General features: G+C 66.7%; 18 protein-coding genes and 2 pseudogenes. 9 read left to right on the top strand and 11 right to left on the bottom strand.

Translation table 11 applies throughout. The features are described 5' to 3' along the window. Positions 1-93 precede the first annotated feature (93 nt). From pimD to glpK, 3 genes are all read left to right on the top strand, one after another. Positions 94-1,236 carry a pimeloyl-CoA dehydrogenase small subunit gene (gene pimD, locus QX094_RS16125; protein ID WP_316174620.1) on the top strand — a complete coding sequence of 381 codons (1,143 nt, stop codon included), beginning with the start codon at positions 94-96 and terminating at the stop codon, positions 1,234-1,236. 276 nt (positions 1,237-1,512) lie between these two features. Beyond that, complete coding sequence (locus QX094_RS16130) at positions 1,513-2,286, top strand: SDR family oxidoreductase (protein WP_316167369.1); 774 nt, start codon at positions 1,513-1,515, stop codon at positions 2,284-2,286. Between the two features lie 150 nt (positions 2,287-2,436). After that, on the top strand, positions 2,437-3,939 hold the full coding sequence (gene glpK, locus QX094_RS16135; protein ID WP_316167370.1) for a glycerol kinase GlpK: 1,503 nt from the start codon (positions 2,437-2,439) through the stop codon (positions 3,937-3,939). 21 nt (positions 3,940-3,960) lie between these two features. Here the strand turns inward: glpK and QX094_RS16140 are convergent, their stop codons facing one another. After that, a complete protein-coding gene (locus tag QX094_RS16140; RefSeq protein ID WP_316167371.1) occupies positions 3,961-4,851 on the bottom strand; it encodes an alpha/beta hydrolase in 891 nt (296 codons plus the stop codon). A gap of 110 nt (positions 4,852-4,961) precedes the next feature. On the opposite strand from QX094_RS16140, the gene QX094_RS16145 reads away from it, so the two are divergent. Then, positions 4,962-5,555: a GNAT family N-acetyltransferase gene (locus QX094_RS16145; protein ID WP_316167372.1), complete on the top strand. Its 594-nt coding sequence runs from the start codon at positions 4,962-4,964 to the stop codon at positions 5,553-5,555. A 60-nt stretch (positions 5,556-5,615) separates the two neighbouring features. After that, positions 5,616-6,248: a glutathione S-transferase family protein gene (locus QX094_RS16150; protein ID WP_316167374.1), complete on the top strand. Its 633-nt coding sequence runs from the start codon at positions 5,616-5,618 to the stop codon at positions 6,246-6,248. Between the two features lie 237 nt (positions 6,249-6,485). Here QX094_RS16150 and QX094_RS16155 read toward each other — a convergent pair whose 3' ends face one another. The 5 genes from QX094_RS16155 to metF form a co-directional block, all read right to left on the bottom strand. Next, positions 6,486-7,508, bottom strand: coding sequence for an HlyD family secretion protein (locus tag QX094_RS16155; RefSeq protein WP_316167375.1), 1,023 nt, complete (start codon positions 7,506-7,508; stop codon positions 6,486-6,488). Continuing rightward, complete coding sequence (locus QX094_RS16160) at positions 7,505-8,224, bottom strand: ABC transporter ATP-binding protein (protein ID WP_316167376.1); 720 nt, start codon at positions 8,222-8,224, stop codon at positions 7,505-7,507. The genes QX094_RS16155 and QX094_RS16160 overlap by 4 nt, the downstream gene beginning before the upstream one ends. Continuing rightward, positions 8,221-9,354 carry an ABC transporter permease gene (locus QX094_RS16165; RefSeq protein ID WP_316167378.1) on the bottom strand — a complete coding sequence of 378 codons (1,134 nt, stop codon included), beginning with the start codon at positions 9,352-9,354 and terminating at the stop codon, positions 8,221-8,223. The genes QX094_RS16160 and QX094_RS16165 overlap by 4 nt, the downstream gene beginning before the upstream one ends. Positions 9,355-9,678: 324 nt before the next feature. Next, on the bottom strand, positions 9,679-13,545 hold the full coding sequence (metH, locus tag QX094_RS16170) for a methionine synthase (RefSeq protein ID WP_316188017.1): 3,867 nt from the start codon (positions 13,543-13,545) through the stop codon (positions 9,679-9,681). Beyond that, positions 13,545-14,456 (bottom strand): methylenetetrahydrofolate reductase [NAD(P)H], encoded by a 912-nt coding sequence (gene metF, locus QX094_RS16175; protein ID WP_316188018.1) that lies wholly within the window; start codon positions 14,454-14,456, stop codon positions 13,545-13,547. The genes metH and metF overlap by 1 nt, the downstream gene beginning before the upstream one ends. A gap of 371 nt (positions 14,457-14,827) precedes the next feature. On the opposite strand from metF, the gene QX094_RS16180 reads away from it, so the two are divergent. Beyond that, positions 14,828-15,847, top strand: coding sequence for an LLM class flavin-dependent oxidoreductase (locus QX094_RS16180; RefSeq protein ID WP_315713793.1), 1,020 nt, complete (start codon positions 14,828-14,830; stop codon positions 15,845-15,847). Between the two features lie 247 nt (positions 15,848-16,094). On the opposite strand, the pseudogene QX094_RS16185 reads toward QX094_RS16180, so the two are convergent. After that, positions 16,095-16,259, bottom strand: a pseudogene (locus QX094_RS16185) (NAD(P)H-binding protein); the annotation flags it as partial. Positions 16,260-16,348: 89 nt separating this feature from the next. Here QX094_RS16185 and QX094_RS16190 point away from each other — a divergent pair. Beyond that, entirely contained in the window at positions 16,349-17,506 is a 1,158-nt protein-coding gene (locus tag QX094_RS16190; RefSeq protein ID WP_315759740.1) for an IS481 family transposase, read from the top strand. 22 nt (positions 17,507-17,528) lie between these two features. Here the strand turns inward: QX094_RS16190 and QX094_RS16195 are convergent. Beyond that, a pseudogene (locus QX094_RS16195) lies at positions 17,529-18,032 on the bottom strand (NAD(P)-dependent oxidoreductase); the annotation flags it as partial. A 78-nt stretch (positions 18,033-18,110) separates the two neighbouring features. After that, a complete protein-coding gene (locus QX094_RS16200) occupies positions 18,111-18,980 on the bottom strand; it encodes an NmrA/HSCARG family protein (RefSeq protein WP_316188019.1) in 870 nt (289 codons plus the stop codon). Between the two features lie 101 nt (positions 18,981-19,081). Between QX094_RS16200 and QX094_RS16205 the strand changes: the two genes are divergently transcribed. Then, complete coding sequence (locus QX094_RS16205; RefSeq protein ID WP_315713796.1) at positions 19,082-20,005, top strand: LysR family transcriptional regulator; 924 nt, start codon at positions 19,082-19,084, stop codon at positions 20,003-20,005. On the opposite strand, the gene QX094_RS16210 is transcribed toward QX094_RS16205, so the two are convergent. Continuing rightward, positions 19,986-20,846, bottom strand: coding sequence for a prephenate dehydratase (locus QX094_RS16210; RefSeq protein WP_315713797.1), 861 nt, complete (start codon positions 20,844-20,846; stop codon positions 19,986-19,988). The two genes, QX094_RS16205 and QX094_RS16210, sit on opposite strands and share 20 nt — an antisense overlap. Before the next feature lie 21 nt (positions 20,847-20,867). Continuing rightward, positions 20,868-21,608, bottom strand: a complete 741-nt coding sequence (locus QX094_RS16215; protein ID WP_316188020.1) for a 3-deoxy-manno-octulosonate cytidylyltransferase — start codon at positions 21,606-21,608, stop codon at positions 20,868-20,870. A gap of 240 nt (positions 21,609-21,848) precedes the next feature. Between QX094_RS16215 and QX094_RS16220 the strand changes: the two genes are divergently transcribed. Beyond that, positions 21,849-22,397: a c-type cytochrome gene (locus QX094_RS16220; RefSeq protein WP_315825971.1), complete on the top strand. Its 549-nt coding sequence runs from the start codon at positions 21,849-21,851 to the stop codon at positions 22,395-22,397. Positions 22,398-22,501 lie beyond the last annotated feature (104 nt).

Raw genomic sequence — 22,501 nt, forward strand, 5'->3', positions numbered from 1 at the left:
AACCACCATCGTGAGTATGGATTCCGGGCCCGCGCCTTGCGGCGCGTCCCGGAATGACGCCGATGATGAATTCCGGGTACGAGGATAGAGAGCATGGATTTTGATCTCACCGAGGAGCAGCGTCTCCTCAAGGACAGCATCGACGGCCTGCTGGCGGATGCCTACGATTTCGACAAGCGCAAGCTGTACATGAAGGAGAAGGGCGGCTGGAGCCGCGCGATGTGGTCCAAGCTCGCCGAGCAGGGCCTGCTCGGTCTGCCGTTCTCGGAAGACGACGGCGGCTTCGGCGCCGGCGGCGTCGAGACCATGATCGTGATGGAGGCGATGGGTCGCGCGCTGGTGCTCGAGCCGTATCTCGCAACCGTGGTGCTGGCCGGCGGTTTCCTCCGTCATGGCGGCTCGGCGGCGCAGAAGGCCGCGCATCTGCCTGGGATCATCGACGGCAGCAGGACGTTTGCATTCGCCCAGCTCGAGAAGCAGTCGCGCTATGACCTGTTCGACGTTGCGACGTCTGCGAAGAAGAAGGGCGATGGCTGGGTCATCGACGGCGAAAAGTTCGTCGTGCTCAACGGCGAGAACGCCGACACCTTGATCGTGACCGCGCGCACCTCGGGCGGCCAGCGCGACAAGTCGGGCATCGGCGTGTTCATCGTGCCGGCCGACGCCAAGGGTATCACCCGCAAGGGCTATCCGACCCAGGACGGTCTGCATGCCGCCGACATCACCTTCACCGGTGTGGAAGTCGGCGCCGACGCCGCGATCGGCGATCCGGTCAATGCCCTGCCGCTGATCGAGCGCGTCGTCGACGAGGCCCGCATCGCGCTGTGCGCGGAGGCCGTCGGCCTGATGGACGAGTCGCTGAAGACCACGGTCGAGTACATCAAGACGCGCAAGCAGTTCGGCGTCGCGATCGGCTCGTTCCAGTCGCTGCAGCACCGGGCGTCCGACATGTTCGTCGCGCTGGAGCAGGCCCGCTCGATGTCGATGTTCGCGACCATGGCCGCCGAGTTCGACGACGCCAAGGAGCGCGCCACCTCGATCGCCGCGGCCAAGGTGCAGATCGGCAAGTCGGCTAAGTTCGTCGGCCAGCAGGCGATCCAGCTCCATGGCGGCATCGGCATGACCATGGAGGCCAAGATCGGCCACTACTTCAAGCGTCTGACGATGATCGAGAGCACCTTCGGCGACACCGACTACCACATGCGCCGCGTCAGCGAGGCGGGCGGGTTGATCTAGAAAGCTTGGTCGTTGCCGGGCTTGACCCGGCAACCCATCGCTTTCTGAAGATGGATGCGCGGGCCTTCGCCGCGCCGAAGGGGCTTCGGCCCCGCAGGCGGGTCAAGCCGGCGCATGACGGATTTGAGAGGGCTACGCTGCCGGTGTCGACCGGCTCCGGAGTGATTTGATCAATCGAGCCGTCATTGCGAGCGAAGCGAAGCAATCCAGGGCGGTATGCTTGACTCTGGATTGCGTCGTCGCTTCGCTCCTCGCAATGACGCGGAGGAAGCAGACATGACCCCCAATCCCTTCGACCTCTCCGGCCAGGTCGCCGTCATCACCGGCTCGAGCCGCGGAATCGGCCGGGCGTCGGCGGAGCTGCTCGCGCAACTCGGCGCCAAGGTGGTGATCTCCAGCCGCAAGGCCGACGCTTGCGAGGAGGTCGCGAGCGCCATCCGCGCCAATGGTGGCGAGGCCCACGTCATCCCCTGCAACATCTCCCGGCGGGCCGAGGTCGACGCGCTGATCGACGGTGCCGTCAACCAATACGGCCAGGTCGACATCCTCGTCTGCAATGCTGCGGTCAACCCGTATTACGGTCCGCTGCTCGACATCACCGACGAGGCGTTCGACAAGATCATGGCCTCCAACGTGAAGAGCAATCTCTGGCTCTGCGCCAAGGCGATCCCGCCGATGGCCGCGCGGGGCAAGGGCTCGGTGATCATTGTCTCCTCGATCGGCGGCCTGCGCGGCTCGACCGTGATCGGCGCCTACGGCATCTCCAAGGCCGCCGACTTCGCGTTGTGCCGCAGCCTTGCCGGCGAATGGGGGCCGCACGGCGTGCGCATCAATTGCGTCGCGCCCGGCCTGATCAAGACCGATTTCGCCCGCGCGCTGTGGGAGGACGAAGCCCGCCTGAAGCAGCGCTGTGCCACCACCCCGCTGCGTCGCATCGGCGAGCCGCACGAGATCGCCGGCGCGGTCGCCTACCTCGCCTCGGATGCGTCGACCTTCATGACCGGCCAGACCATCGTCGTCGACGGCGGCGTGACAACGGCCGCGGTGTAGCCTTCGTATCCGAGCGGCGGTGCTGATCGCGGGTGTTCACCTCCCCCTCCAGGGGAGGGTGGATAGACACGTGCCGCTCCACCTTGACCTCGCCCGCCCGATCCGCTTGCTTGTCGGCCCAACGTCGTCAACCTACCGGGAAGAAAACCCATGTCCTTCGTGCTGGCCATCGATCAGGGCACCACGTCCTCGCGCGCGATGGTGTTCCGCTCCGACATCTCGATCGCCGCGGTCGCGCAGCAGGAATTCCCGCAGCATTTCCCGGCCTCCGGCTGGGTCGAGCACGAGCCGGAGGACATCTGGACCTCGACGGTGATGACCTGCCGCGATGCGCTTGAGAAGGCGGGACTGACGGCCAAGGACATCGCGGCGATCGGCATCACCAACCAGCGCGAGACCACCGTGGTATGGGACCGCGCCACCGGCCAGGCCGTCCACCGCGCCATCGTCTGGCAGGACCGCCGCACCGCCGACATCTGCGCCAAGCTCAAGGCCGATGGCCACGAGCCGGATGTCAGCGCCAAAACCGGCCTGATCATCGATCCCTATTTCTCCGGCACCAAGGTGGCCTGGATTCTCGACCATGTGCCGGGCGCGCGCGAGCGCGCCGAACGCGGCGAACTGATGTTCGGCACCGTCGACTGCTACCTGCTGTGGCGGCTGACCGGCGGCAAGGTGCATGCCACCGATGCCACCAACGCCTCCCGCACGCTGCTGTTCAACATCCACACCGGTGCGTGGGACGAGACGCTGCTGAAGCTGCTGCGCGTGCCGCGCTCGATGCTGCCCGAGGTGAAGGATTCCTCCGCCGATTTCGGCACCACCACGCCGGATCTGTTCGGCGGCCCGATCAAGGTCGCGGGGATCGCCGGCGACCAGCAGGCGGCGACCATCGGCCAGGCCTGCTTCACGCCGGGCATGATGAAGTCGACCTACGGCACCGGCTGCTTCGCGCTGCTCAACACCGGCGCCACGCCGGTGAAATCGAACAACAAGCTGCTGACGACGATCGCCTATCAGCTCGACGGCGTCAGGACCTACGCGCTCGAAGGCTCGATCTTCGTCGCCGGCTCGGCCGTGCAGTGGCTGCGCGACGGGCTCGGCATCATCAAGCATGCCGCCGAAACCGGCCCGCTCGCCGACAAGTCCGACTCGATGCAGTCGGTCTATCTGGTGCCGGCCTTCGTCGGCCTCGGCGCACCGTATTGGAATCCGCGGGTGCGCGGCGCGCTGTTCGGCCTGACCCGCAATACCGGCCCGGCCGAGCTCGCGCATGCCACGTTGGAGAGCGTGTGCTACCAGACCTACGATCTGTGGGCCGCGATGCGGGCCGACTGGCCCGATGCGTCCGCGGCGACGATCGTGCTGCGCGTCGACGGCGGCATGACCGCCTCGGACTGGACCATGCAGCGTCTCGCCGACCTGCTCGACGCACCAGTCGACCGTCCCATGATCCAGGAGACCACCGCGCTCGGCGCCGCCTATCTCGCCGGCCTCCACGCGGGCGTCTATCCGGAGCCGGAAAAGTTCGCCGACAATTGGCGGCTCGAGCACCGCTTCCGGCCGGCGATGAGCGCGGCGACGCGAGAGCGCAAGCTCGCCGGCTGGGCTCGCGCCGTGAAGGGGGTGCTGGCGAGCGACGAGGGCGAGTAGGGCGCTCGCCTCCCACAGCAGCTAAGCCAGGAACGCAGCAAGGTCGGCATTGACCTGCTTCATGTGGGTCACGAATATCCCATGCGGGCCGCCGGGATAGACCTTCAGCTCGGCGCCCTTGATGCCCTTGGCGGTCGGCCGTGCCGTCATGTCGAGCGGCGCTGAGACGTCCTTGTCGCCGTGCAGGATCAGCACGGGACGGTCGATCTTCGCAAGCACCGGCCGCAGGTCGGTCGCGATCAGCGCGCGGTTGGTGGCGACCGCGACGGGAATGGGCATCTGGCGCATCATCGCCGCGACCCATTCCATCATCTGCGGCGAGGCGTCCTTCGTGAAGAACGGCAGCTTGTTGTCCTCGATCCATTTCGGAAAGTCGCTCTGCCACGCGGCCCAGCACTGCTCGAAATAGCCGTGGGGCGCGCCGAGCGCATTGTCCGCGGTCTGCAGCGGAAACGGCGTCGTCGGTCCGAGCATCGCGATGCGCGAGATGCGTCCCGTGCCGTGCCGCGCGACGTAGTTGAGGATCTCGTTGCAGCCCATGGACATGCCGACCAGCGCGACATCATCAAGGTCGAGCTGCGCGATGACCTCGGCGATGTCGTCGGCCAGGCGGTCGAGCTCGTAGCCGCTGCCCGGCACGTCGGAGCGTCCATGGCCGCGGCGGTCGAAGGCAATGCAGCGCAGCCCGCGCTGGCTGAGATCGGAGATCTGGTAGGTCCACATCGCGCTGGTCAGCGCCCAGGCATGTACGAACAGCACCGGCCGGCCGCTGCCCCACTCCTCGTGATAGAGCGTCACGCCGTCGCTGCAGCGGATACGGGGGCGCGCCGCGGTCGGTGCGGCGGCGAGGCTCGCTCCCGTCGCCGCGAAGCTGGCTGCTGCCGCGGTCAGCAGCACGTCTCGTCGTTGCATGGGCATGGCTCCTGATGTTGAATGCGCCGACCATGCCGGGACCGCTGTGCGGTTCCAATTACGTCCGGGGTAAGCAGGTTGCCGATCACTCTCCAATCAGGTCGTCTTGAGTGACCATTCCCGACGGATATTTCGACGTGCCGCCCGGCAAGGTCGCGGCCGTGGTGACCTCGCTGGAAATGCTGGCACCGCCGGTGCTGCCGCCCGATCCGGTCGGCGACTGGAGCATTCGCCGCGTCGCGCAGCCCGATCTCGCTTGGTACCGCGACCTCTATGCCCGCGTCGGCTGGGAGTGGCTGTGGTCGCAGCGCACGCGGATGAGCGATGCGGAGCTTGCCAAGACGATTCGCGCTGACGGAGTCGAGATCTACACCTTGGCGCATGGCGGCGGTGATGAAGCCCTGCTGGAGCTCGATTTCCGCAAGAAGACCGATTGCGAGCTGGCGCTGTTCGGCGTCACGTCGAAGCTGATCGGCACCGGCGCCGGACGGCTGCTGATGAACCACGCGCTGCGCCGCGCCTGGGCGCAGCCGCTGACGCGGCTCTGGGTCCACACCTGCAGCTTCGATCATCCCCGTGCGCTGGCCTTCTACCAGCGCTCCGGCTTCCGTCCCTTCCAGCGGCAGATCGAGATCGCGCCCGACCCGCGCCTCGACGGCACGCTGCCGCGCGACGTCGCAGCGCATGTGCCGCTGCTCGCCTGAACATGGGAGCTGACAACGGCGCCGAACGGCGCTTCAATGCGCCGCACAGGAGGATAACCGATGTTCCTGATCGGCCAATACGACTCGCCTTTCGTCCGCCGCACCGCGATCGCGCTCAAGCTCTACGGCGTGCCGTTCGAGCACAAGCCGTGGTCGACCTTCGGCGACGCCGACAAGATCGCGCCGTACAATCCGCTGCTGCGCGTGCCGGTGCTGGTGCTGGATGACGGCGAGGCGCTGATCGATTCAGCGGCGATCCTCGATCATCTCGACGAGACCGTCGGGCCCGAGCGCGCGATGCTGGCGCGGAGCGGCGCGCTGCGCCGCAGGCAGCTGCATACGATCGCGCTCGCGACCGGTCTCGGCGACAAGGCCGTCAGCCTGATCTACGAGCGCGTGCTGCGCAAGGACCGCCTCGCGCTGTGGGTCGCGCGCTGCGAGGCCCAGATCTCCGGCGTGCTGGCAATGCTGGAGGCCGAGCGCGCAGATGTGACGAGCGCCTATTGGTATGGCGACAACATCGGCCACGCCGACATCGCCGTCGCCTGCGTGCTGCGCTTCACACGCGAGGCGCATCCGCATCTGTTCGACGCCGCGCGCTATCCGGCGCTGGCGGCCCACGCCGCAAGGTGCGAGGCGCTGCCGCCATTCCAGGAGATCGTCCAGCCGCTGGCCCCGCCGAGCGGGGATTGATGGAGTCCATCGAGACGTCAGACCGTGCCGCTTGCTCGGTGCTCACCCTCCCCTGGAGGGGGAGGGTCGCCGCACGATGAGCGAAGCGAAACGTGAGGCGGGGTGGGGTGATCTCTCATCAGCAGCAGTGCTCGTGGCTTCACCCACCCCGATCGCCCGCTGCGCGTGCGAGCGACCCTCCTCCTCCAGGGGAGGGTGGGCAGCAGCGCACGAGGCGTAGGCCGAACGGCGCGCCCCTCACGGCTTGAAATACACGTCCACCTTCATCCCAACCGCGAATGGCCCCGGCTCGGCCAGATCGACCAGCACTTCCACCACGTCGACATCGGTCATGTTGCGCTGGCTGAGCGCAGCAGTGCGGCTGCTCTCGACCAGCGGGGCGATGGCGGCGACCTTGCCGGCGACGTCGCGGCCGCGGAAGGCGTCGGAGCGGACCACCGCCTGCTGGCCGACCTTGATCTTGTCGAGGTCGCGCTGGTCGAGCTCGGCGCGCACGCGCAGCGAGGACGTGTCGCCGAGCAGCACCAGCGGTGGCGTCGTCTGCGGCGAAGCGATCTCGCCGGTGCGCGCATTGACCTGCAGCACCGTGCCGTCGAGCGGCGCGCGGATGGTGAGCTTTTCCAACGTGGCGCGGGCGCTCTGCAGTTCGCTGCGGGCGACGTTGAGCTGGCCCTCGGCGCTGATCGGCAGTGGCGCATCAGCGGTGACCTTGCGCAGCTCGTCGGCCTGCTGCTCCAGCTTCGCCTGCGCGGCTGTCAATTGCGTGCGTGCGGTGTCGACATCGGCATCGGCGCCGCGCCCGGCGCGCCGCTCGGTCACGGCCTTGTCGAGCGCAGCACGCGCGTCGAACGCCGCCGCCTGCGCATCGGCGAGGCCGTCTTCGGCGCGGCGCCGGGGACCCGCGCCAGACGGCGTCGACTCCTTGTTGCGCACGCGCTTGCGCATCGCGACCTGCGCCTCGGCGCTGGCGAGCTGCGCGCGAGCTTCGCCATCGCTGAGCCGCACCAGGGCCTGGCCGGCGAACACGGTCTCGTTTGGCCTGACCAGCACCTCCTGGATCAGCCCAACCACCGGCGCGCCGAGCTTGATCAGGCCGGATGCCGGCTCGACCCGGCCGGGTGCGACGGCCAGCCAGCGTTCCTCCTGGGCATTGGCGGCACGCGCCGTCGGTGGAATCGAGGTCGGCGTGACGATGATAGCCAATGCAGCCGCGGCGACGAGCCCGAGCAGGTGAGCGCGTTCTGGAATTCCCGATATCATGCGTGCGAGACTTTCTTCATGGACTCGCCGCCGCTCTCCTCGCGGACGATGCGGCCGTCCTCGATGTGAATGACGCGATTGGCAAACGGCAGGATGCGCGGATCGTGCGTCACCACCAGCACCGCGCGCGACGGATCCTTGGCGATATCGGCGAGCAGGGTCATGATCGCCTGACCGTTGGCGGTATCGAGTGCGCCGGTCGGCTCGTCGGCGAGAATGACCTGCGCCTTGCCGACGATGGCGCGGGCGATCGCGACGCGCTGCTGCTCGCCGCCCGAGAGCTGGCGCGGGAACGACCGCTTCTTCGGGCCGAGGCCGACCCGCTCGAGCACCTCGCGCGCCGCCAGTTTCGTGGCCCGCGCGCGTTCGCCGCGCACGTCGAGCGCGAGCCGCACATTGTCCTCGGCGTTCAACGTCGGAAACAGATGATAGGATTGGAAGATGAAGCCGATGCGCTCGCGGCGCAGCTTCGCCAGCGCCTCGGGATCGAGCCCCGCGACCGGCTGGTTGGCAACCCGCACGGCACCGCCATCCGGCGTCATCAGGCAGCCCAGGATCGACAACAGCGTCGTCTTGCCGCTGCCTGAGGGGCCCATCAGCAGCGCCAGCTCGCCGCCCTTCAACGACAGGCTCACGCCCTTCAGCGCCTGCACCCGGCCGGCCCCCTGGCCGAGGTGATGCACGAGATCGGTGGCCTCGAGCACGGTGTCGGTCATCGCGAGAACACCAGGGTCGGGTCAATGCGCATGACCTTGAGGATCGCCGCGATCGCCGAGCCGACGCACATCGTCAACGTCAGCACGAACAGCGCGACCGTCAGCGTCGGGGTCATGATGACCGGCAGCGCCGATTCCGCGGTCGCCGCCGCCACGATCCTGCCGATCGCCGCAGCGCCGGCGAAGCCGACGATGGCGCTGAGCAGCGCCTGCCAGATGATGACGGTGTAGATGTAGCGGCTGGACGAGCCGATCGCGCGCAGGGTCGCGAACTCGTTGATGTGATCCTTGGTGCTGGAATAGAGCGTCTGCGCCACGATCACGGTGCCGACGATGAGGCCGAGCAGGGCGCCGGCGAACAGCGCGGCACCCGCGCCGGTGCCGAACAGCCAGAACGAGCGGCTGCGGCTCGCGAACTCGGCTGCGGTCAGCACGTCGACATTGGACAGGCTGTCGCGCAGCGCCCGCTGCACGGTCCAGAGGTCGGCCTCGGCCGCCAGCCTGACCACCAGATAGGACGCCTTGTTCGAGGCGATGCCGGTATAGGCGCGGGCGCGGTCGACGTCGGTGAACACGTAAGGCGTTGTCGTGAACGAGCGGATGCCTTTGGTGACAGCCATCACCTGCACCTTCTGGTCGCGGAGCTCCGCAGCCTGGCCGGCGCCGCCGATGCCGAGCCGCTCGAAATAGGTCTGGTCGATGGCGACCGCGCCCGGCACGGACAGGTCGTCCAGCCGTCCCTCCACCACGTTCCAGGGATGCAGCCCGAGCCCGCGCAGTTCCGAGCCGACCACGAAGACCGGCGTCGTGGTGCCCTGCGGCAGCCGCCATTGCGCATAGCCGATCACCAGCGGCGTCGCCTCCGCCACGCCGGGAACAGCAAGCGCGCGGAACCGCTGCCGCTCGTCGAGCAGCGAGGGGTCCTCGAAGCATTTGGTGCCGACCGGCATGATCCACAGCTCGGCCGGGGAATGGTCGATCATGGTCGTGACCATCCGGCGGAAGCCGACATAGAGGCCCATCTGCACGGTCACCAGCACGATCGAGAAGATGATGCCGATGATGGTGGCAATGAATCGAAGCCTGTCATGGAACAGGTTTCGGGACGCAAGCCTGAACTGCAACGACATGAACGAAAAACCACCCGGAGGCCCCGGCGGCATTTCAGCCGGTTACCGGGGATAAGTCCACGCTGCATCGCATGGCGCCGGCTGTGGCGCATTGTCATTCGCGGCGGCCGTGGCGCGGGGGACACGGGCAGGGGCGTCCAAGTGCAGCGTGTGAGCCGAGCAGGGGGCGTCATAACCGCTGTCGTCCCTGCGAACGCAGGGACCCATAACCACAGGGAGATGTCGTCTTGCGCGATATCAGCCACCGCGGACGACGGGTAGATCACGCGGTATGGGTCCCCGCGTTCGCGGGGACGACAGCTGTGGATGGGGCGACCGCGCCGGCTACTTCGCGCCGACCGCCTTCTTGCGCCAGGCGAGATGAACGGCACAGGTGCAGCCCACCGGATGGCTCGCGAGCTCGGCGGGGGCGGCGTCGTTGGCCGGAGCGGGCGAAGCGACGGCGCGCGCTGCCGCGTCCGCCTGCTGGCCGCCCCTTGCCGGAATGTAGTTCAGGATCGGCGCCAGCCAGCGCTCGACTTCGGCGACAGTCATGCCCTTGCGCGCGGCGTAGTCCTCGACCTGGTCGCGCTCGATCTTGCCGACGCCGAAATAGAAGCTCTCCGGCGAAGCAAAATAGAGGCCCGACACCGACGAGCCCGGCCACATCGCAAAGCTCTCGGTCAGCCGCACGCCGGCATTCTTCTCGGCGTCGAGCAGCTCGAACAAGGTCGCCTTCTCGGTGTGGTCGGGTTGCGCCGGGTAGCCGGGCGCGGGACGGATGCCGTGATACTTCTCCAGGATCAGATCGTCCGGCGAGAGCGCCTCGTCCGGGGCGTAGGCCCAGAACTCGCGGCGGACGCGGGCATGCAGGCGCTCGGCGAACGCCTCGGCGAGGCGGTCGGCCAGCGCCTTCACCAGGATCGAGGAGTAGTCGTCATTGGCGTTCTTGAAGCGGTCGGCGACGGCATCCTCGCCGAGGCCTGTCGTGACGACGAAGCCGCCGACATAGTCCGGCACGCCGGAACCCACAGGCGCGATGAAGTCGCTGAGCGCGGTGTTGAAGCGACCCTCGCGCTTCTCGAGCTGCTGGCGCAGCGTGTGCAGCGTCGCGATCTGCTTGGTGCGGCCCTCGTCGGCATAGAGCACGATGTCGTCGCCGGCCGCATTTGCCGGCCAGAAGCCGATCGCGGCGCGGGCCGTGAACCACTTCTCGTCGACGATGCGCTTGAGCATCTTCAGCGCGTCGTCATACAGCGCGCGCGCGGCCTCGCCGACCTTGGCGTCGTCGAGGATGCCAGGAAAACGACCGGCGAGCTCCCAGGTCTGGAAGAACGGCGTCCAGTCGATATAGGGCACCAGCTCGGCGAGGTCGTAGTCGACGAACGTCTTGGTGCCGAGGAAGGTCGGCTTGACCGGCTTCGCCTTGGCGAAATCGATCTTCGGCGCGTTGGCGCGGGCGTCCGCGAGCTTCAGCCGCTTCTTGTCGGCCTGGCCGCGCAGATGCGCGGCGGCGATCTTCTGATACTCGCTGCGAACCTCCGTGGCGTAGGAATCCTTGCGCTCCGGCGACAGCAATGAGGAGGCGACGCCGACGGCGCGGCTGGCGTCGTTGACGTGAACGACCGGGCCATTCTGGTAGTTCGGATCGATCTTGACCGCAGTATGGACACGGCTCGTCGTGGCGCCGCCGATCAGGAGCGGCACGTTCAGGCCCTGGCGCTCCATCTCCGAGGCGAGATACGCCATCTCGTCGAGCGAGGGCGTGATCAGGCCGGAGAGACCGATGATGTCGGCGTTCTCGGCCTTGGCCGTCTCGATGATCCTGGCCGCGGGCACCATGACACCGAGGTCGATGACCTCGAAATTGTTGCACTGGAGCACGATGCCGACGATGTTCTTGCCGATGTCGTGGACGTCGCCCTTGACGGTGGCGAGCACGATCTTGCCGGCGTTGGAGCGCTCGTTGGCCCGGCCCTTGTTGGCAGCCTTCTCCGCCTCCATGAACGGCATCAGATAGGCCACCGCCTGCTTCATCACGCGCGCGGACTTCACGACCTGCGGCAGGAACATCTTGCCGTCGCCGAAGAGGTCGCCGACCACGTTCATGCCGGCCATCAGCGGGCCTTCGATGACGTCGAGCGGCCGCGTCGAAGCGGCGCGCGCCTCTTCCGTGTCCTGCTCGATGAACTCCGTGATCCCATGCACCAGCGCGTGGCTCAACCGCTTGTCGACCGGCCATTCGCGCCAGGCGAGATCGGCCTCCTTGGTCTGCTTGCCCTGGCCGCGGAATTTCTCGGCCAGCGCCAGCAGCCGCTCTGAGGCGCCGGGGTCGCGGTTGAGCACGACGTCTTCGCACACCTGGCGCAGCTCCGGATCGATGTCGTCATAGACGATCATCTGGCCGGCATTGACGATGCCCATGTCCATGCCCGCCTTGATGGCGTGATACAGGAACACCGAATGCATGGCTTCGCGCACCGGCTCGTTGCCGCGGAACGAGAAGGAGAGATTGGAGACGCCGCCCGAGACATGCGCATGCGGCAGGTTCTGCCGGATCCAGCGTGTCGCTTCGATGAAGTCGACGCCGTAATTGTTGTGTTCCTCAAGTCCGGTCGCGATGGCGAAGATGTTGGGATCGAAGATGATGTCCTCAGGCGGAAAGCCGATCTTCTCGACCAGGATCTTGTAGGCGCGGGCGCAGATCTCGGTCTTGCGCTTGTAGGTGTCGGCCTGGCCGGTCTCGTCGAACGCCATCACGACCACGGCGGCGCCGTGGCGACGCGCGATCTTCGCTTCGTGAATGAACTTCTCCTCGCCTTCCTTGAGCGAGATCGAGTTCACCACCGGCTTGCCCTGCACGCATTTCAGGCCGGCCTCGATGACGTGGAATTTCGAGGAATCGACCATCACGGGAACGCGGGCGATGTCCGGCTCGGCAGCGACGAGGTTGAGGAAGGTCCGCATCGCGGCTTCCGAATCCAGCAGGCCCTCGTCCATGTTGACGTCGATGACCTGGGCGCCGTTCTCGACCTGGTCGCGCGCGACCTGCAGCGCCGCGGTGTAATCGCCGGCGGTGATCAGCTTGCGGAATTTGGCCGAGCCCGTGACGTTGGTGCGCTCGCCGACATTGACGAACGGAATCGCGGGCGTGAGTTCGAACGGCTCGAGGCCCGACAGCCGCAGCCGCGGCGCGATCTCCGGCACGGCGCGAGGCTTGTGCGGGGCGACGGCGGCGGCGATCGCCGCGATATGTTCGGGCGTGGTGCCGCAGCAGCCGCCGACGATGTTGACGAGGCCGTCCCGCGCAAATTCGCCGATCAGTCGCGCCATGTAGGCCGGCGTCTCGTCATACTGGCCGAACTCGTTGGGCAGGCCGGCATTGGGATAGGCGCACACCAGCGCGTCGGCGACGCGGCCGATGTCGGCGACATGGGCGCGCAGATCCTCGGCGCCGAGCGCACAGTTGAAGCCGATGGTCAGCGGTTTCGCGTGGCGGACCGAATTCCAGAACGCCTCCGGCATCTGGCCCGAGAGCAGGCGGCCGGACTTGTCGGTGATGGTGCCCGAGATCATCACGGGCACGTCGATGCCGCGCTCCTCGCAGAGCTCGGCGATGGCGTACAGCGCCGCCTTGGCATTGAGCGTGTCGAAGATGGTCTCGAGCAGCAGGATGTCGGCGCCGCCGTCCAGGAGCCCGCGCGCCTGCTCGCCATAGGCGAGCCGGAGGTCGTCGAAGGTCACGGCGCGGTAGCCGGGGTTGGAGACGTCGGGCGAGATCGAGGCGGTGCGGTTGGTCGGGCCCATTGCGCCGGCGACGAAGCGCTGTTTGCCGTCCTCGGCCGCAACGCGGGTCGCGGCATTGCGGGCGAGCCGGGCGCCCTCGCGGTTCAGTTCGTAGATGATGTCGGAGAGGTCGTAATCGGCCTGCGCGATCGAGGTTGCCGAGAAGGTGTTGGTGGCGACGATGTCGGCCCCGGCGCGCAGATATTGCGCGTGGATGTCCTCGATGGCGTCGGGCTGCGTCAGGATCAGCAGGTCGTTGTTGCCGCGGAGGTCGCGATGGAAGTCCTTGAACCGCTCGCTGCGGAAGGCGGCCTCGTCGAGCTGCAGCGCCTGGATCATCGTGCCCATGGCGCCGTCGAGGATCAGGATTCGCTTGGCTGCAGCGGCAAGGAAGGCGGTACGCGCTGGAGATACAGGGGTGGACATCAGGCGGCAGCCTTGTTGGCGGACTTCGGACGGATGCCGAGCAGATGGCTGATCGCGAACACGAGGTCGGCGCGGTTCATGGTGTAGAAATGGAAGGTGTCGACGCCATGCTTGGCGAGCTTTTGCACCTGGCCTGCGGCGACGGTCGCCGCGACCAGCTTGCGGGTCTCGGGATCGTCGTCGAGACCGTCGAATTTTTCGGCCAGCCAGTCCGGCACCGTCGTGCCGGCGCGGGTCACGAAGCCACGCGCCTGCTTGAAATTGTGCATCGGCATGATGCCGGGCACGATCGGGATCGTGATGCCGCGGGCGCGGACGCGGTCGAGGTAGCGGAAGTAGAGATCGTTGTCGAAGAACACCTGGGTGATGGCGCGGGTGGCGCCGGCGTCGACCTTGGCCTCGAGCATGTCGATGTCGGCGTCGAAGTCGCGGCTCTCGGGGTGCTTCTCCGGATAGGCGGAGACCGAGACCTCGATATCGGGATGGCGCTTCTTGATGCCGGCGATCAGCTCGGGCGAGCTCTGATAGCCTTCGGCATGGGTGTAGTAGGGCGTGCCGATGCCGCCGGGCGGATCGCCGCGAAGCGCCACGATGTGGCGGACGCCGACCTCGTGATAGCGGTCGACGACCTCGTCGATCTCGTGGCGCGAAGCGCCGACGCAGGTGAGATGCGCCGCCGGCAGCAGCGCGGTCTCCTTCAGGATGCGCGCGATCGTGGCGTGGGTGCGCTCGCGCGTCGAGCCGCCCGCGCCGTAGGTCACCGAGACGAAGCTAGGCTCCAGAGGGGCGAGGCGCTCGATCGAGGCCCACAGCGTCCGGTCCATCTCCTCGGTCTTCGGCGGGAAGAACTCGAACGAGATCTTCGGCCGGATGATTGCGGCGTGGCCGTCGGCGATGGCGAGGTCGGTCATGGCAGCGCAGGTTCCCGGTGGCGCGTAAATTTCAACTCAAGAGGGGATCGCTCTTTGGATGTGGGAAGATAAGGGAAGTGCGTCGCAATAGACAGCCCACCCCAAATGGGATTTCGCCCACTTGTATGTATTTTGATGACTTTTGTCCGCTGTCATCGATTGTGTGATGGGCAGATAAAATGTTGATGTTTCAATGTGTGCTGGCTGTGGGTGAACGGATTTGATCGAGATCGAGTGTGGGACGTCTCGATGGCGATGTTGTATACAATGTCCGTGTCCCAACTCGGGATGATGTCGATCCCTGCATTTCCAGCAGGGCTCCGCCGCGGTTGGCCCATTGTGGCACGCCGCGCAGTCATTAGGTTGAAGCCATGATCCCGCTTTCAGTGCTCGACCTCTCCGTCACGACCACCGCCACGCCTGCCTCGGCGGCACTGCGCAACAGCATCGATCTGGCCCGCCATGTCGATCAGCTCGGCTACGTCCGCTATTGGCTGGCTGAGCACCACAGCCTGCCGTCGGTGGCGAGCCCGTCGCCCGACATCATGATTGGGCAGATCGCGGCAGCGACGCAGCACATCCGCGTCGGCTCCGGCGGCGTCATGCTGCCCAACCATGCGCCGCTGGTGGTCGCGGAGCGCTTCAAGATGCTGGAGGCACTGTTTCCCGGCCGGATCGATCTCGGCCTGGGCCGCGCGCCGGGCACCGACGGCACCACGGCCTATGCGCTGCGCAGCCGGCTCGACCGCCGCGAGGGCGACGACTTCCTGGAGCGGCTGCATGAGCTGATGCTGTGGGAGACCCGCGAGTTCCCTGCCGGTCATCCTTACAACAACGTCATCGCCATGCCCGACGACGCGCCATTGCCGCCGATCTGGCTGCTCGGCTCCAGCGACTATTCCAGCGAGCTGTCGGCGCAGCTCGGCATGGGGTTCGGCTTCGCACATCATTTCGCCAGCCACGACGCTGTCGACGCGATGCGAACCTACCGCGCCCATTTCACGCCGTCGCGCTGGCGGACACAGCCGCATGCGATCCTGGCGGTCGCGGTGGTGACGGCCGAGACCGACGCCGAGGCGGAGCGGCTGGCGTCGTCGATGGACCTCAACCGCCTCAGGCGCGACCGCGGCCAGTTCCTGCCGCTGCCGAGCCCCGAGGAGGCCGCGGCGTACATGTATACAGACGCCGACCGCGCCTCGATCGCACGCAACCGGTCGCGGCTGTTCGTGGGCAGCCCGGCGACGGTGCGAGCCAAGCTCGATCCGATGATCGCGGCAAGCCAGGCCGACGAGCTGATGGTGATCACGGCGACCTTCGACCACGACGCCCGCAAGCGCTCCTACAGCCTGCTTGCCGACGCCTTCGGCCTCGAGCGGAAGGCGGCGGCGTAACGAGAGTCGTCAACAGACCTCGATCGGATTTGGGGGGAGCGGCAGAGCAGGATCATCTCCCCGCCATCTCGATCGAGGATCTGAGTTTTGCGCCCCTCGCTCTCCACATCGTCATGGCCGGGCTTGTCCCGGCCATCCACGTCGATCGGCATGTTGAGAACGACGTGGATGCCCGGGACAAGCCCGGGCATGACTGAGTAATTCACAAGCAGGCTTATTCGTCGGGACAGCTCCGCATCTTCCCTGCTCACCACGTGATTAGCGGCGAACGACGCAGGAAGCTGTCGTCGCTCACCTGGTCCACCGCGAAGCGCGCGACATCGGCCCGCGCGATCGTGCCGCCGTGAAAACCTGTGAGGTCCGTCAGCGCGCGGACCGTCTGGCCGCCCGGCTTGTCGTTGAGCATGGCGGGTGTTCAGCCCGGGGACATAGCTGACGGGTGTTCGGGGAGATGGTTGACACTTCAAAATCGGCTCGATTCGTCAAGCAGAGGGGCGAGCGATGCCGTGGCGAGAGGTGTCTGTCATGGACCAGCGACGAGAGTTTGTGATGCTTGCCAAGCAGGAAGGGGCGAACCGGCGGGAGCTGTGTCGGCGGTTCGGCATCAGCCCTCAGACGGGCTACAAATGGATCCAGCGGCATGACGCTGGGGACACGGCGCTGGCGGATCGGTCGCGGCGGCCTCATCGAAGTCCGGAGCGCACCGCGGCTGCGACCGAGCAGCAGATCGTCGCATTGCGCGATGCTCACCCGGCCTGGGGCGCGCGCAAGCTCGCACGGTGTCTTGAGCGTGATGGTCAAGCTGTCCCGGCGATATCCACCGTGCACACCATCCTGCGCCGCTACGATCGAGTGGTCGAGCCTGCAGGCACGCCCGGACAGCCCTACACGCGGTTCGAGAAGGATGCGCCCAATCAGCTGTGGCAGATGGACTTCAAGGGGCACAGTGCGCTGGAGAACGGTGTGTCCTGTCATCCGCTGACAGCGTTGGACGATCACTCCCGCTTCTCGTTGTGCCTGGCGGCTTGTGACAACGAGCGCGGCTCTACGGTCAAAGGACATTTGGAGACGACGTTCCGCCGTTATGGACTGCCGGATGCGATGTTCGTCGACAATGGTGGCCCCTGGGGATTTACCCTCGAAGACCCCTGGACCGCGTTGACGGTCTGGCTTCTGAAGCTCGGCGTTCGAACGATCCACAGCCGGCCCTACCATCCTCAGAGCCGCGGCAAGAACGAACGCTTCCACCGTAGTCTGAAGGCCGAGGTGTTTGCCTTCAGGCGCTACCGTGATCTTCCCGATGTCCAGCGGGCACTCGACGGATGGCGCTCTGTCTACAATCTCGACCGGCCGCACGAGGCCTTGAACTTCGACGTGCCGGCAAGCCGCTATCAACCGAGCCAACGTGCGATGCCCGACCGGCTTCCGATCGTCGAATACGACGAGGGTGAGAGCATCCGTTCCGTGTCGAGCACGAAGGCCTACGTCAGTTTCGAGGGGCGGCTCTGGAAAGTCCCGCAAGCCTTCCGAGGTGAGCGGCTGGCTATCCGGCCACTCAGTGCCGACGGAAAGTTCGGAATTTTCTTTGCCGCACATCAGATCGCAGCGATTGATCTGCGCGACCCCAAAACTGTCAACTATGTCCCCGAACAGGTGTAAGCTATGTCTCCGGGCTGAACACGGGACGGACGATGACCCAGTCGAGCCCGCTATCGCGGATGATCGCCTCCTGCCGGTTCTTGTCGGCATAGACGTTGCGCAGCAGCAGCGGCAGGATCAGCCGGTCGTAGACGAAGCCGCCATGTCCCCGGCTGTCGCCTGCGCCGATCCCGGTGATGGCGACAAGGCGCGCAACATTCTCGGCCTCCATCGCCTTGACGAGCGCCCGCGTCGATGTCGAGAGCGTGGTGACCTCGCGAAACGGGCTGAGCGAGGTGCCCAAGGAACTGATGACGACATCCTGTCCCTTGAGCGCCTTGCGAAGCGTGGCTTCGTCGCGCGCATCGCCGACGATCAGTTGCGCGCCTTGCAGGTCCCCGGCCTTGTCGGGCGAGCGCACCAGCGCGGTGACGTGATGGCCGCGCGCCAGCGCGTCGCGCACGATCAGCCGTCCGGTGCCGCCGGTGGCGCCAAGCACGAGGATGTTAGACTTGGGTGTGGTGACATTGCTATCTTGACTAGTCATGATGATCTCCATGGAGGGGGCGCATTCGCGGAAGCGCGCCGCGCAATTTGGTTTCGGGGGATGATGAGCGGCTCGGCTTCAGGCCGTGGCCGAGATCTCGGCGACAAAGTCGCGGTACGAGCGCAGCGGCCGGCCCAGCAGCGTGGTGAGGCGCGCGACGTCGCCCTCGTCCGGCACCATGCCGTCGGTCAGGAAGCGCTCGGCCATCAGTCGCATGTCGAACGCCATCCAGCTCGGCATGACCTGCCGGAGGTTGGTCTCGAACTGCGCGGTGTTGTCGCCGCCATAGGCGATCGTGCGGCCCAGCACGTCAGACCAGATCGCAGCGGCATCAGCGTCGGTCAGCGTGTCCGGACCGACCAGGTTGATGCGATCGAGCGGCAGCGGCACGGCTGACTGCTCGCGGCGGATCAGCTCGATCGCTGCGATCTCGCCGATGTCGCTGACGTCGATCATCGCGAGGCCCTTGGCTCCGATCGGCATCGGGTAGACGCCGTAGTCGAGCACGACGTCCTTGATCGCGAGATCGTTGTTCATGAAGTAGGCGGGGCGCAAGATGGTGGCGTTCAGGCCCATCTGCTCGATCATCCGCTCGACGGCGAACTTGCCGGCGAAGTGCGGCACGTTGACGTAGACGTCGCCGTGGATCACCGACAGATAGACGATGCGCTCGATGCCGGCCTCGCGGACCAGATTGAGCGCGATCAGCGCCTGAGTGAATTCATCAGGCGTGACGGCGTTGAGCAGGAACAGGGTCGAGACGCCCGAGAACGCGCCGCGCAGCGAATCGACGTCGAGCAGGTCGCCTTGGGCGATCTGAACGCCCGCCGGAAGCTTGGCCTTCCCAGGATCGCGGACGAGGGCGCGGACATCGGCCCCGCGCCTGACGAGTTGTTCGACGACGCGACGGCCGACGGTTCCAGTGGCACCGGTCACGAGGATGGTCATGGGATCACTCCGGGGTTGGTGTTGAGACACCCGGAAGATATCGATCCAAACGCGAGCCAATAGGCGCTATATTTGGACATGTCGTCTCATTGGTGGAACAGATGGATCTGCTCGCGCTCGCCGATTTCACGCTCGTCGCCCGCCACGGCGGCTTCGGCCGGGCCGCCCGCGCCAGCGGTCGTCCGAAGGCAACGCTGTCCCGCCGCGTCGCGGAGCTCGAAGCGAGCCTGGACATCAGGCTGATCGAGCGCGGCGGGCGCACACTGAAGCTGACCGAGGAAGGGCGGGCGCTGTTCGAGCGCACGGGCGCGCTGCTGACCGAGCTCGACGAGACCGTCGGTGCGATAGCCTCAGGCGGCGATCAGCCGCGCGGCCGGTTGCGGATCAGCGCGCCGCTGCTGTTCTCGCAGACCGCGATGGGTAAGCTCGCCGCTACGTTCGCGCTCAGATATCCGGAGGTCCGGCTCGAGGTGACGACCGACGACCGCGCCGTCGACATGGTCGAGGAGGGCTATGACCTGGTGATCCGGGTCAATCCCGATCCCGATGAGAGCCTCGTCGGCCGCATCTTCCTGCGCGATCAGCTGGTGGTCGTGGCCAGCCCAAGCCTGACGCGGCCGGCGGACGGCGCGCTCGTTCCTGCGGTTGTTCGTAGCACCGAGCAGATCGCAGCGTGGGACGTCATGGCTGCAACGGGATCGTCGCGCATCGCGATCGATCCGATCCTGCGGTTGTCATCGCTGATCATGGTGCGCGATGCGGTCCGTGCCGGCGTCGGTGCCGCATGCCTGCCGCTCTCGCTCGTCAGCCGCGATCTGGCGGCTGGCCGGCTGGCGCATTGGGGCGATTTGGACGCGCCAGCGGTTGCGCTGTGGGCGCTGTATCCGTCGCGGCGGCTGTTGAGCGCGCGCGTCTCCGCCTTTCTCGACCATCTGAAGCAGGCATTCCCGGTGGGAACGCCGGCCGAGCTGGCGGCCTATGTGGAGCCGCGGGATGACGGTCCGATCATTCCATCCGCTCGCTGAAGGTCGCGCGGAACGGATGCGCCGGATAGACGCCGACGATGCGCAGTTCGCGCGAGAAGAACTTCAATTCCTCCAGGGCGAAGGCCAGCCCCTTGTCGTCGGGATGGCCGTCGACGTCGGCGTAGAACTGCGTCGCGAAGAAATTGCCGTCGACCATGTAGCTCTCGAGCTTGGTCATGTTGACGCCGTTGGTCGCAAAGCCGCCGAGCGCCTTGTAGAGCGCAGCCGGCAGGTTGCGGACGCGGAACACGAAGCTCGTGACCAGCGGCCCGGAGTTCTGCTCGGCCCATTGCTCCTGGCGCGCCAGCACGACGAAGCGGGTGGTGTTGTGGGCCTCGTCCTCGATGTCCTCGGCGAGGATGTCGAGGCCGTAGATCTCGGCGGCGAGGCGCGAGGCGATGGCCGCCACGCTCCTGTCGCCGCGCTGCGCCACGTCCCGGGCGCTGCCCGCGGTGTCACCGGCGACGATCGGCCGGACGCCGAGCTGGCGGATGATGCGGCGGCACTGGCCGAGCGCGTGGACGTGGCTCTCGACGGTCTTGATGTCGGCGAGCCTGGTGCCCTTCAGCGCCATCAGCTGGTGGCGGACCGGCAGGAACCACTCGCCAATGATGTAGAGGCCGGAGGCCGGCAGCAGGTGATGGATGTCGGCGACGCGGCCGGCGACCGAATTCTCGATCGGGATCATGCCCAGGTCAGCCTCGCCGGAGGAGATCGCGCTCAGCGCGTCCTCGAAGGTCGCGCACGGCATGGCCTCGGCGGTCGGATAGGCCTCGGAAATGGCGATGTGGGAATTGGCTCCCGGCTCGCCCTGGAATGCGATTTTCAAGATCTTGCTCATGAGGGGCCTTGTAGCAGCAGCTTAAGACTTGGACAGCAGCCGGCGTGCGGTTTCGAGGTCGGCGGGGGTGTCGACGCCGCGGGGCACGGCGTCGACGACCATCACGTCGATGCGCATGCCGGCTTCCAGCGCCCGCAGCTGTTCCAGCTTTTCCTGTTGCTCCAGCGGCGACGGCGGCAGGCTGACGAAGCGCTCCAGCGCCGCCCGGCGGTAGGCGTAAAGCCCGATGTGATGGTACCTCGGTCCGTCGCCATACGGCGCCGTGGCCCGGGTGAAATACAACGCGCGCAGGCGCCGGCCGCCGAGAGGCGAGCCGACCGCCTTGACGACGTTCGGATTGAGGCTCTCCTCCTCGGTATGGATCTGCGCGGCAAGGGTCGCGATGTCGACGGCGGGATCGTCCAGCGGCGGCAGCACGTCGCTGATGTTCTGCGGGTCGATGGTCGGGAAATCGCCCTGCAGATTGACCACGATCTCGGCCTCGCGCGCAGGGTCGAGCTTGCACATGGCCTCGTAGATGCGGTCCGACCCGGAGGGATGATTGGGCTTGGTCATCACCACCTCGCCACCCGCCGCCGTCACGGCGTCCGCGATCTCCAGCGTGTCGGTTGCCACGGCCACGCGGCCGATCGCGGCCTCCTGCGCGCGCCGGAGCACCTGCACGATCATCGGCTGGCCGGCGATGTCGAGCAGCGGCTTGCCGGGCAGGCGGGTCGAGGCCATGCGGGCAGGGATCAGCACGAGGATTTTGGACTTGGTCATCCGGGAAACGGCAGGTCGGAGCCGGTCGCAACAGCGCGGGCCGGACTGGATGGGGACAGCAGGGGCGGCCCGCTTATACGGGTTGCCAGAGCACGGGCAAACCGATATCTCACTTCTGCCGCAGGGGGAGGCGCGACGGCTCGATTCCGCTCGATGCCTTGACGAATCCTGGGGCGATTCACGGTCGCGGCCCCGCGGCCTCCCAAGCAATGAAATCCGCCCTCGGAGCCTGATTCCAAAATGGACTCCTTCGAACTGAACAAAATCCTCGGCGCCGTTCTGGCCGCCTGTCTGGTCGTGCTGGTCACGAGCTTCTCCGCTGGCGCGATCTTCGCGCCGAAAATGCCGGAGAAACCGGGGTTCGAGATCGCCGTGAAGGAGGCCCAGGGCGCAGGCAAGGAAGCCGCTGCGCCGGCCGCGGCCGAGCCGATCGAGAAGCTGCTGCAGACCGCCTCGGTTGAGAAGGGCGCTGCCGCCGCCAAGAAATGCGCGGCCTGCCACACCTTCGACAAGGGCGGCAAGAATGCCGTCGGCCCCAACCTCTACGGCATCGTCGGCGACAAGATCGGCGAAGGCCGCGGCTTCAACTTCTCGGCCGCGATGAAGGCCAAGGGCGGCACCTGGACGATCGAGGATCTCAACCACTTCATCGCCAATCCGAAGGGCTACATCCCGGGCACCGCGATGGGCTTTGCCGGCATCCAGAAGGACTCGGAGCGCGCCGACGTGCTGGCCTACCTGAACTCGCTGTCGGACAATCCGGCGCCGCTGCCGACCGCAGCCAAGTGATCGGCTGCTAACCCCCCAATTTCCGACGGCCGGGCCTCAAGCCCGGCCGTTTTGCTTTGCGGGACGAAATTCGCCGCATTTGGGACCTTTGGTCGCATCCACCT

The organism is Bradyrhizobium sp. SZCCHNS1050 (assembly GCF_032484785.1).
Lineage (GTDB): Bacteria > Pseudomonadota > Alphaproteobacteria > Rhizobiales > Xanthobacteraceae > Bradyrhizobium.

What these genes read in the sequence shown, in the direction of transcription:
- pimD (WP_316174620.1), top strand. Translation starts at nt 94, where the DNA reads ATGGATTTTGATCTCACCGAGGAGCAGCGTCTCCTCAAGGACAGCATC.
- QX094_RS16130 (WP_316167369.1), top strand. Translation starts at nt 1,513, where the DNA reads ATGACCCCCAATCCCTTCGACCTCTCCGGCCAGGTCGCCGTCATCACC.
- glpK (WP_316167370.1), top strand. Translation starts at nt 2,437, where the DNA reads ATGTCCTTCGTGCTGGCCATCGATCAGGGCACCACGTCCTCGCGCGCG.
- QX094_RS16140 (WP_316167371.1), bottom strand. Translation starts at nt 4,851, where the DNA reads ATGCAACGACGAGACGTGCTGCTGACCGCGGCAGCAGCCAGCTTCGCG.
- QX094_RS16150 (WP_316167374.1), top strand. Translation starts at nt 5,616, where the DNA reads ATGTTCCTGATCGGCCAATACGACTCGCCTTTCGTCCGCCGCACCGCG.
- QX094_RS16155 (WP_316167375.1), bottom strand. Translation starts at nt 7,508, where the DNA reads ATGATATCGGGAATTCCAGAACGCGCTCACCTGCTCGGGCTCGTCGCC.
- QX094_RS16160 (WP_316167376.1), bottom strand. Translation starts at nt 8,224, where the DNA reads ATGACCGACACCGTGCTCGAGGCCACCGATCTCGTGCATCACCTCGGC.
- QX094_RS16165 (WP_316167378.1), bottom strand. Translation starts at nt 9,354, where the DNA reads ATGTCGTTGCAGTTCAGGCTTGCGTCCCGAAACCTGTTCCATGACAGG.
- metH (WP_316188017.1), bottom strand. Translation starts at nt 13,545, where the DNA reads ATGTCCACCCCTGTATCTCCAGCGCGTACCGCCTTCCTTGCCGCTGCA.
- metF (WP_316188018.1), bottom strand. Translation starts at nt 14,456, where the DNA reads ATGACCGACCTCGCCATCGCCGACGGCCACGCCGCAATCATCCGGCCG.
- QX094_RS16180 (WP_315713793.1), top strand. Translation starts at nt 14,828, where the DNA reads ATGATCCCGCTTTCAGTGCTCGACCTCTCCGTCACGACCACCGCCACG.
- QX094_RS16190 (WP_315759740.1), top strand. Translation starts at nt 16,349, where the DNA reads ATGCCGTGGCGAGAGGTGTCTGTCATGGACCAGCGACGAGAGTTTGTG.
- QX094_RS16200 (WP_316188019.1), bottom strand. Translation starts at nt 18,980, where the DNA reads ATGACCATCCTCGTGACCGGTGCCACTGGAACCGTCGGCCGTCGCGTC.
- QX094_RS16205 (WP_315713796.1), top strand. Translation starts at nt 19,082, where the DNA reads ATGGATCTGCTCGCGCTCGCCGATTTCACGCTCGTCGCCCGCCACGGC.
- QX094_RS16210 (WP_315713797.1), bottom strand. Translation starts at nt 20,846, where the DNA reads ATGAGCAAGATCTTGAAAATCGCATTCCAGGGCGAGCCGGGAGCCAAT.
- QX094_RS16215 (WP_316188020.1), bottom strand. Translation starts at nt 21,608, where the DNA reads ATGACCAAGTCCAAAATCCTCGTGCTGATCCCTGCCCGCATGGCCTCG.
- QX094_RS16220 (WP_315825971.1), top strand. Translation starts at nt 21,849, where the DNA reads ATGGACTCCTTCGAACTGAACAAAATCCTCGGCGCCGTTCTGGCCGCC.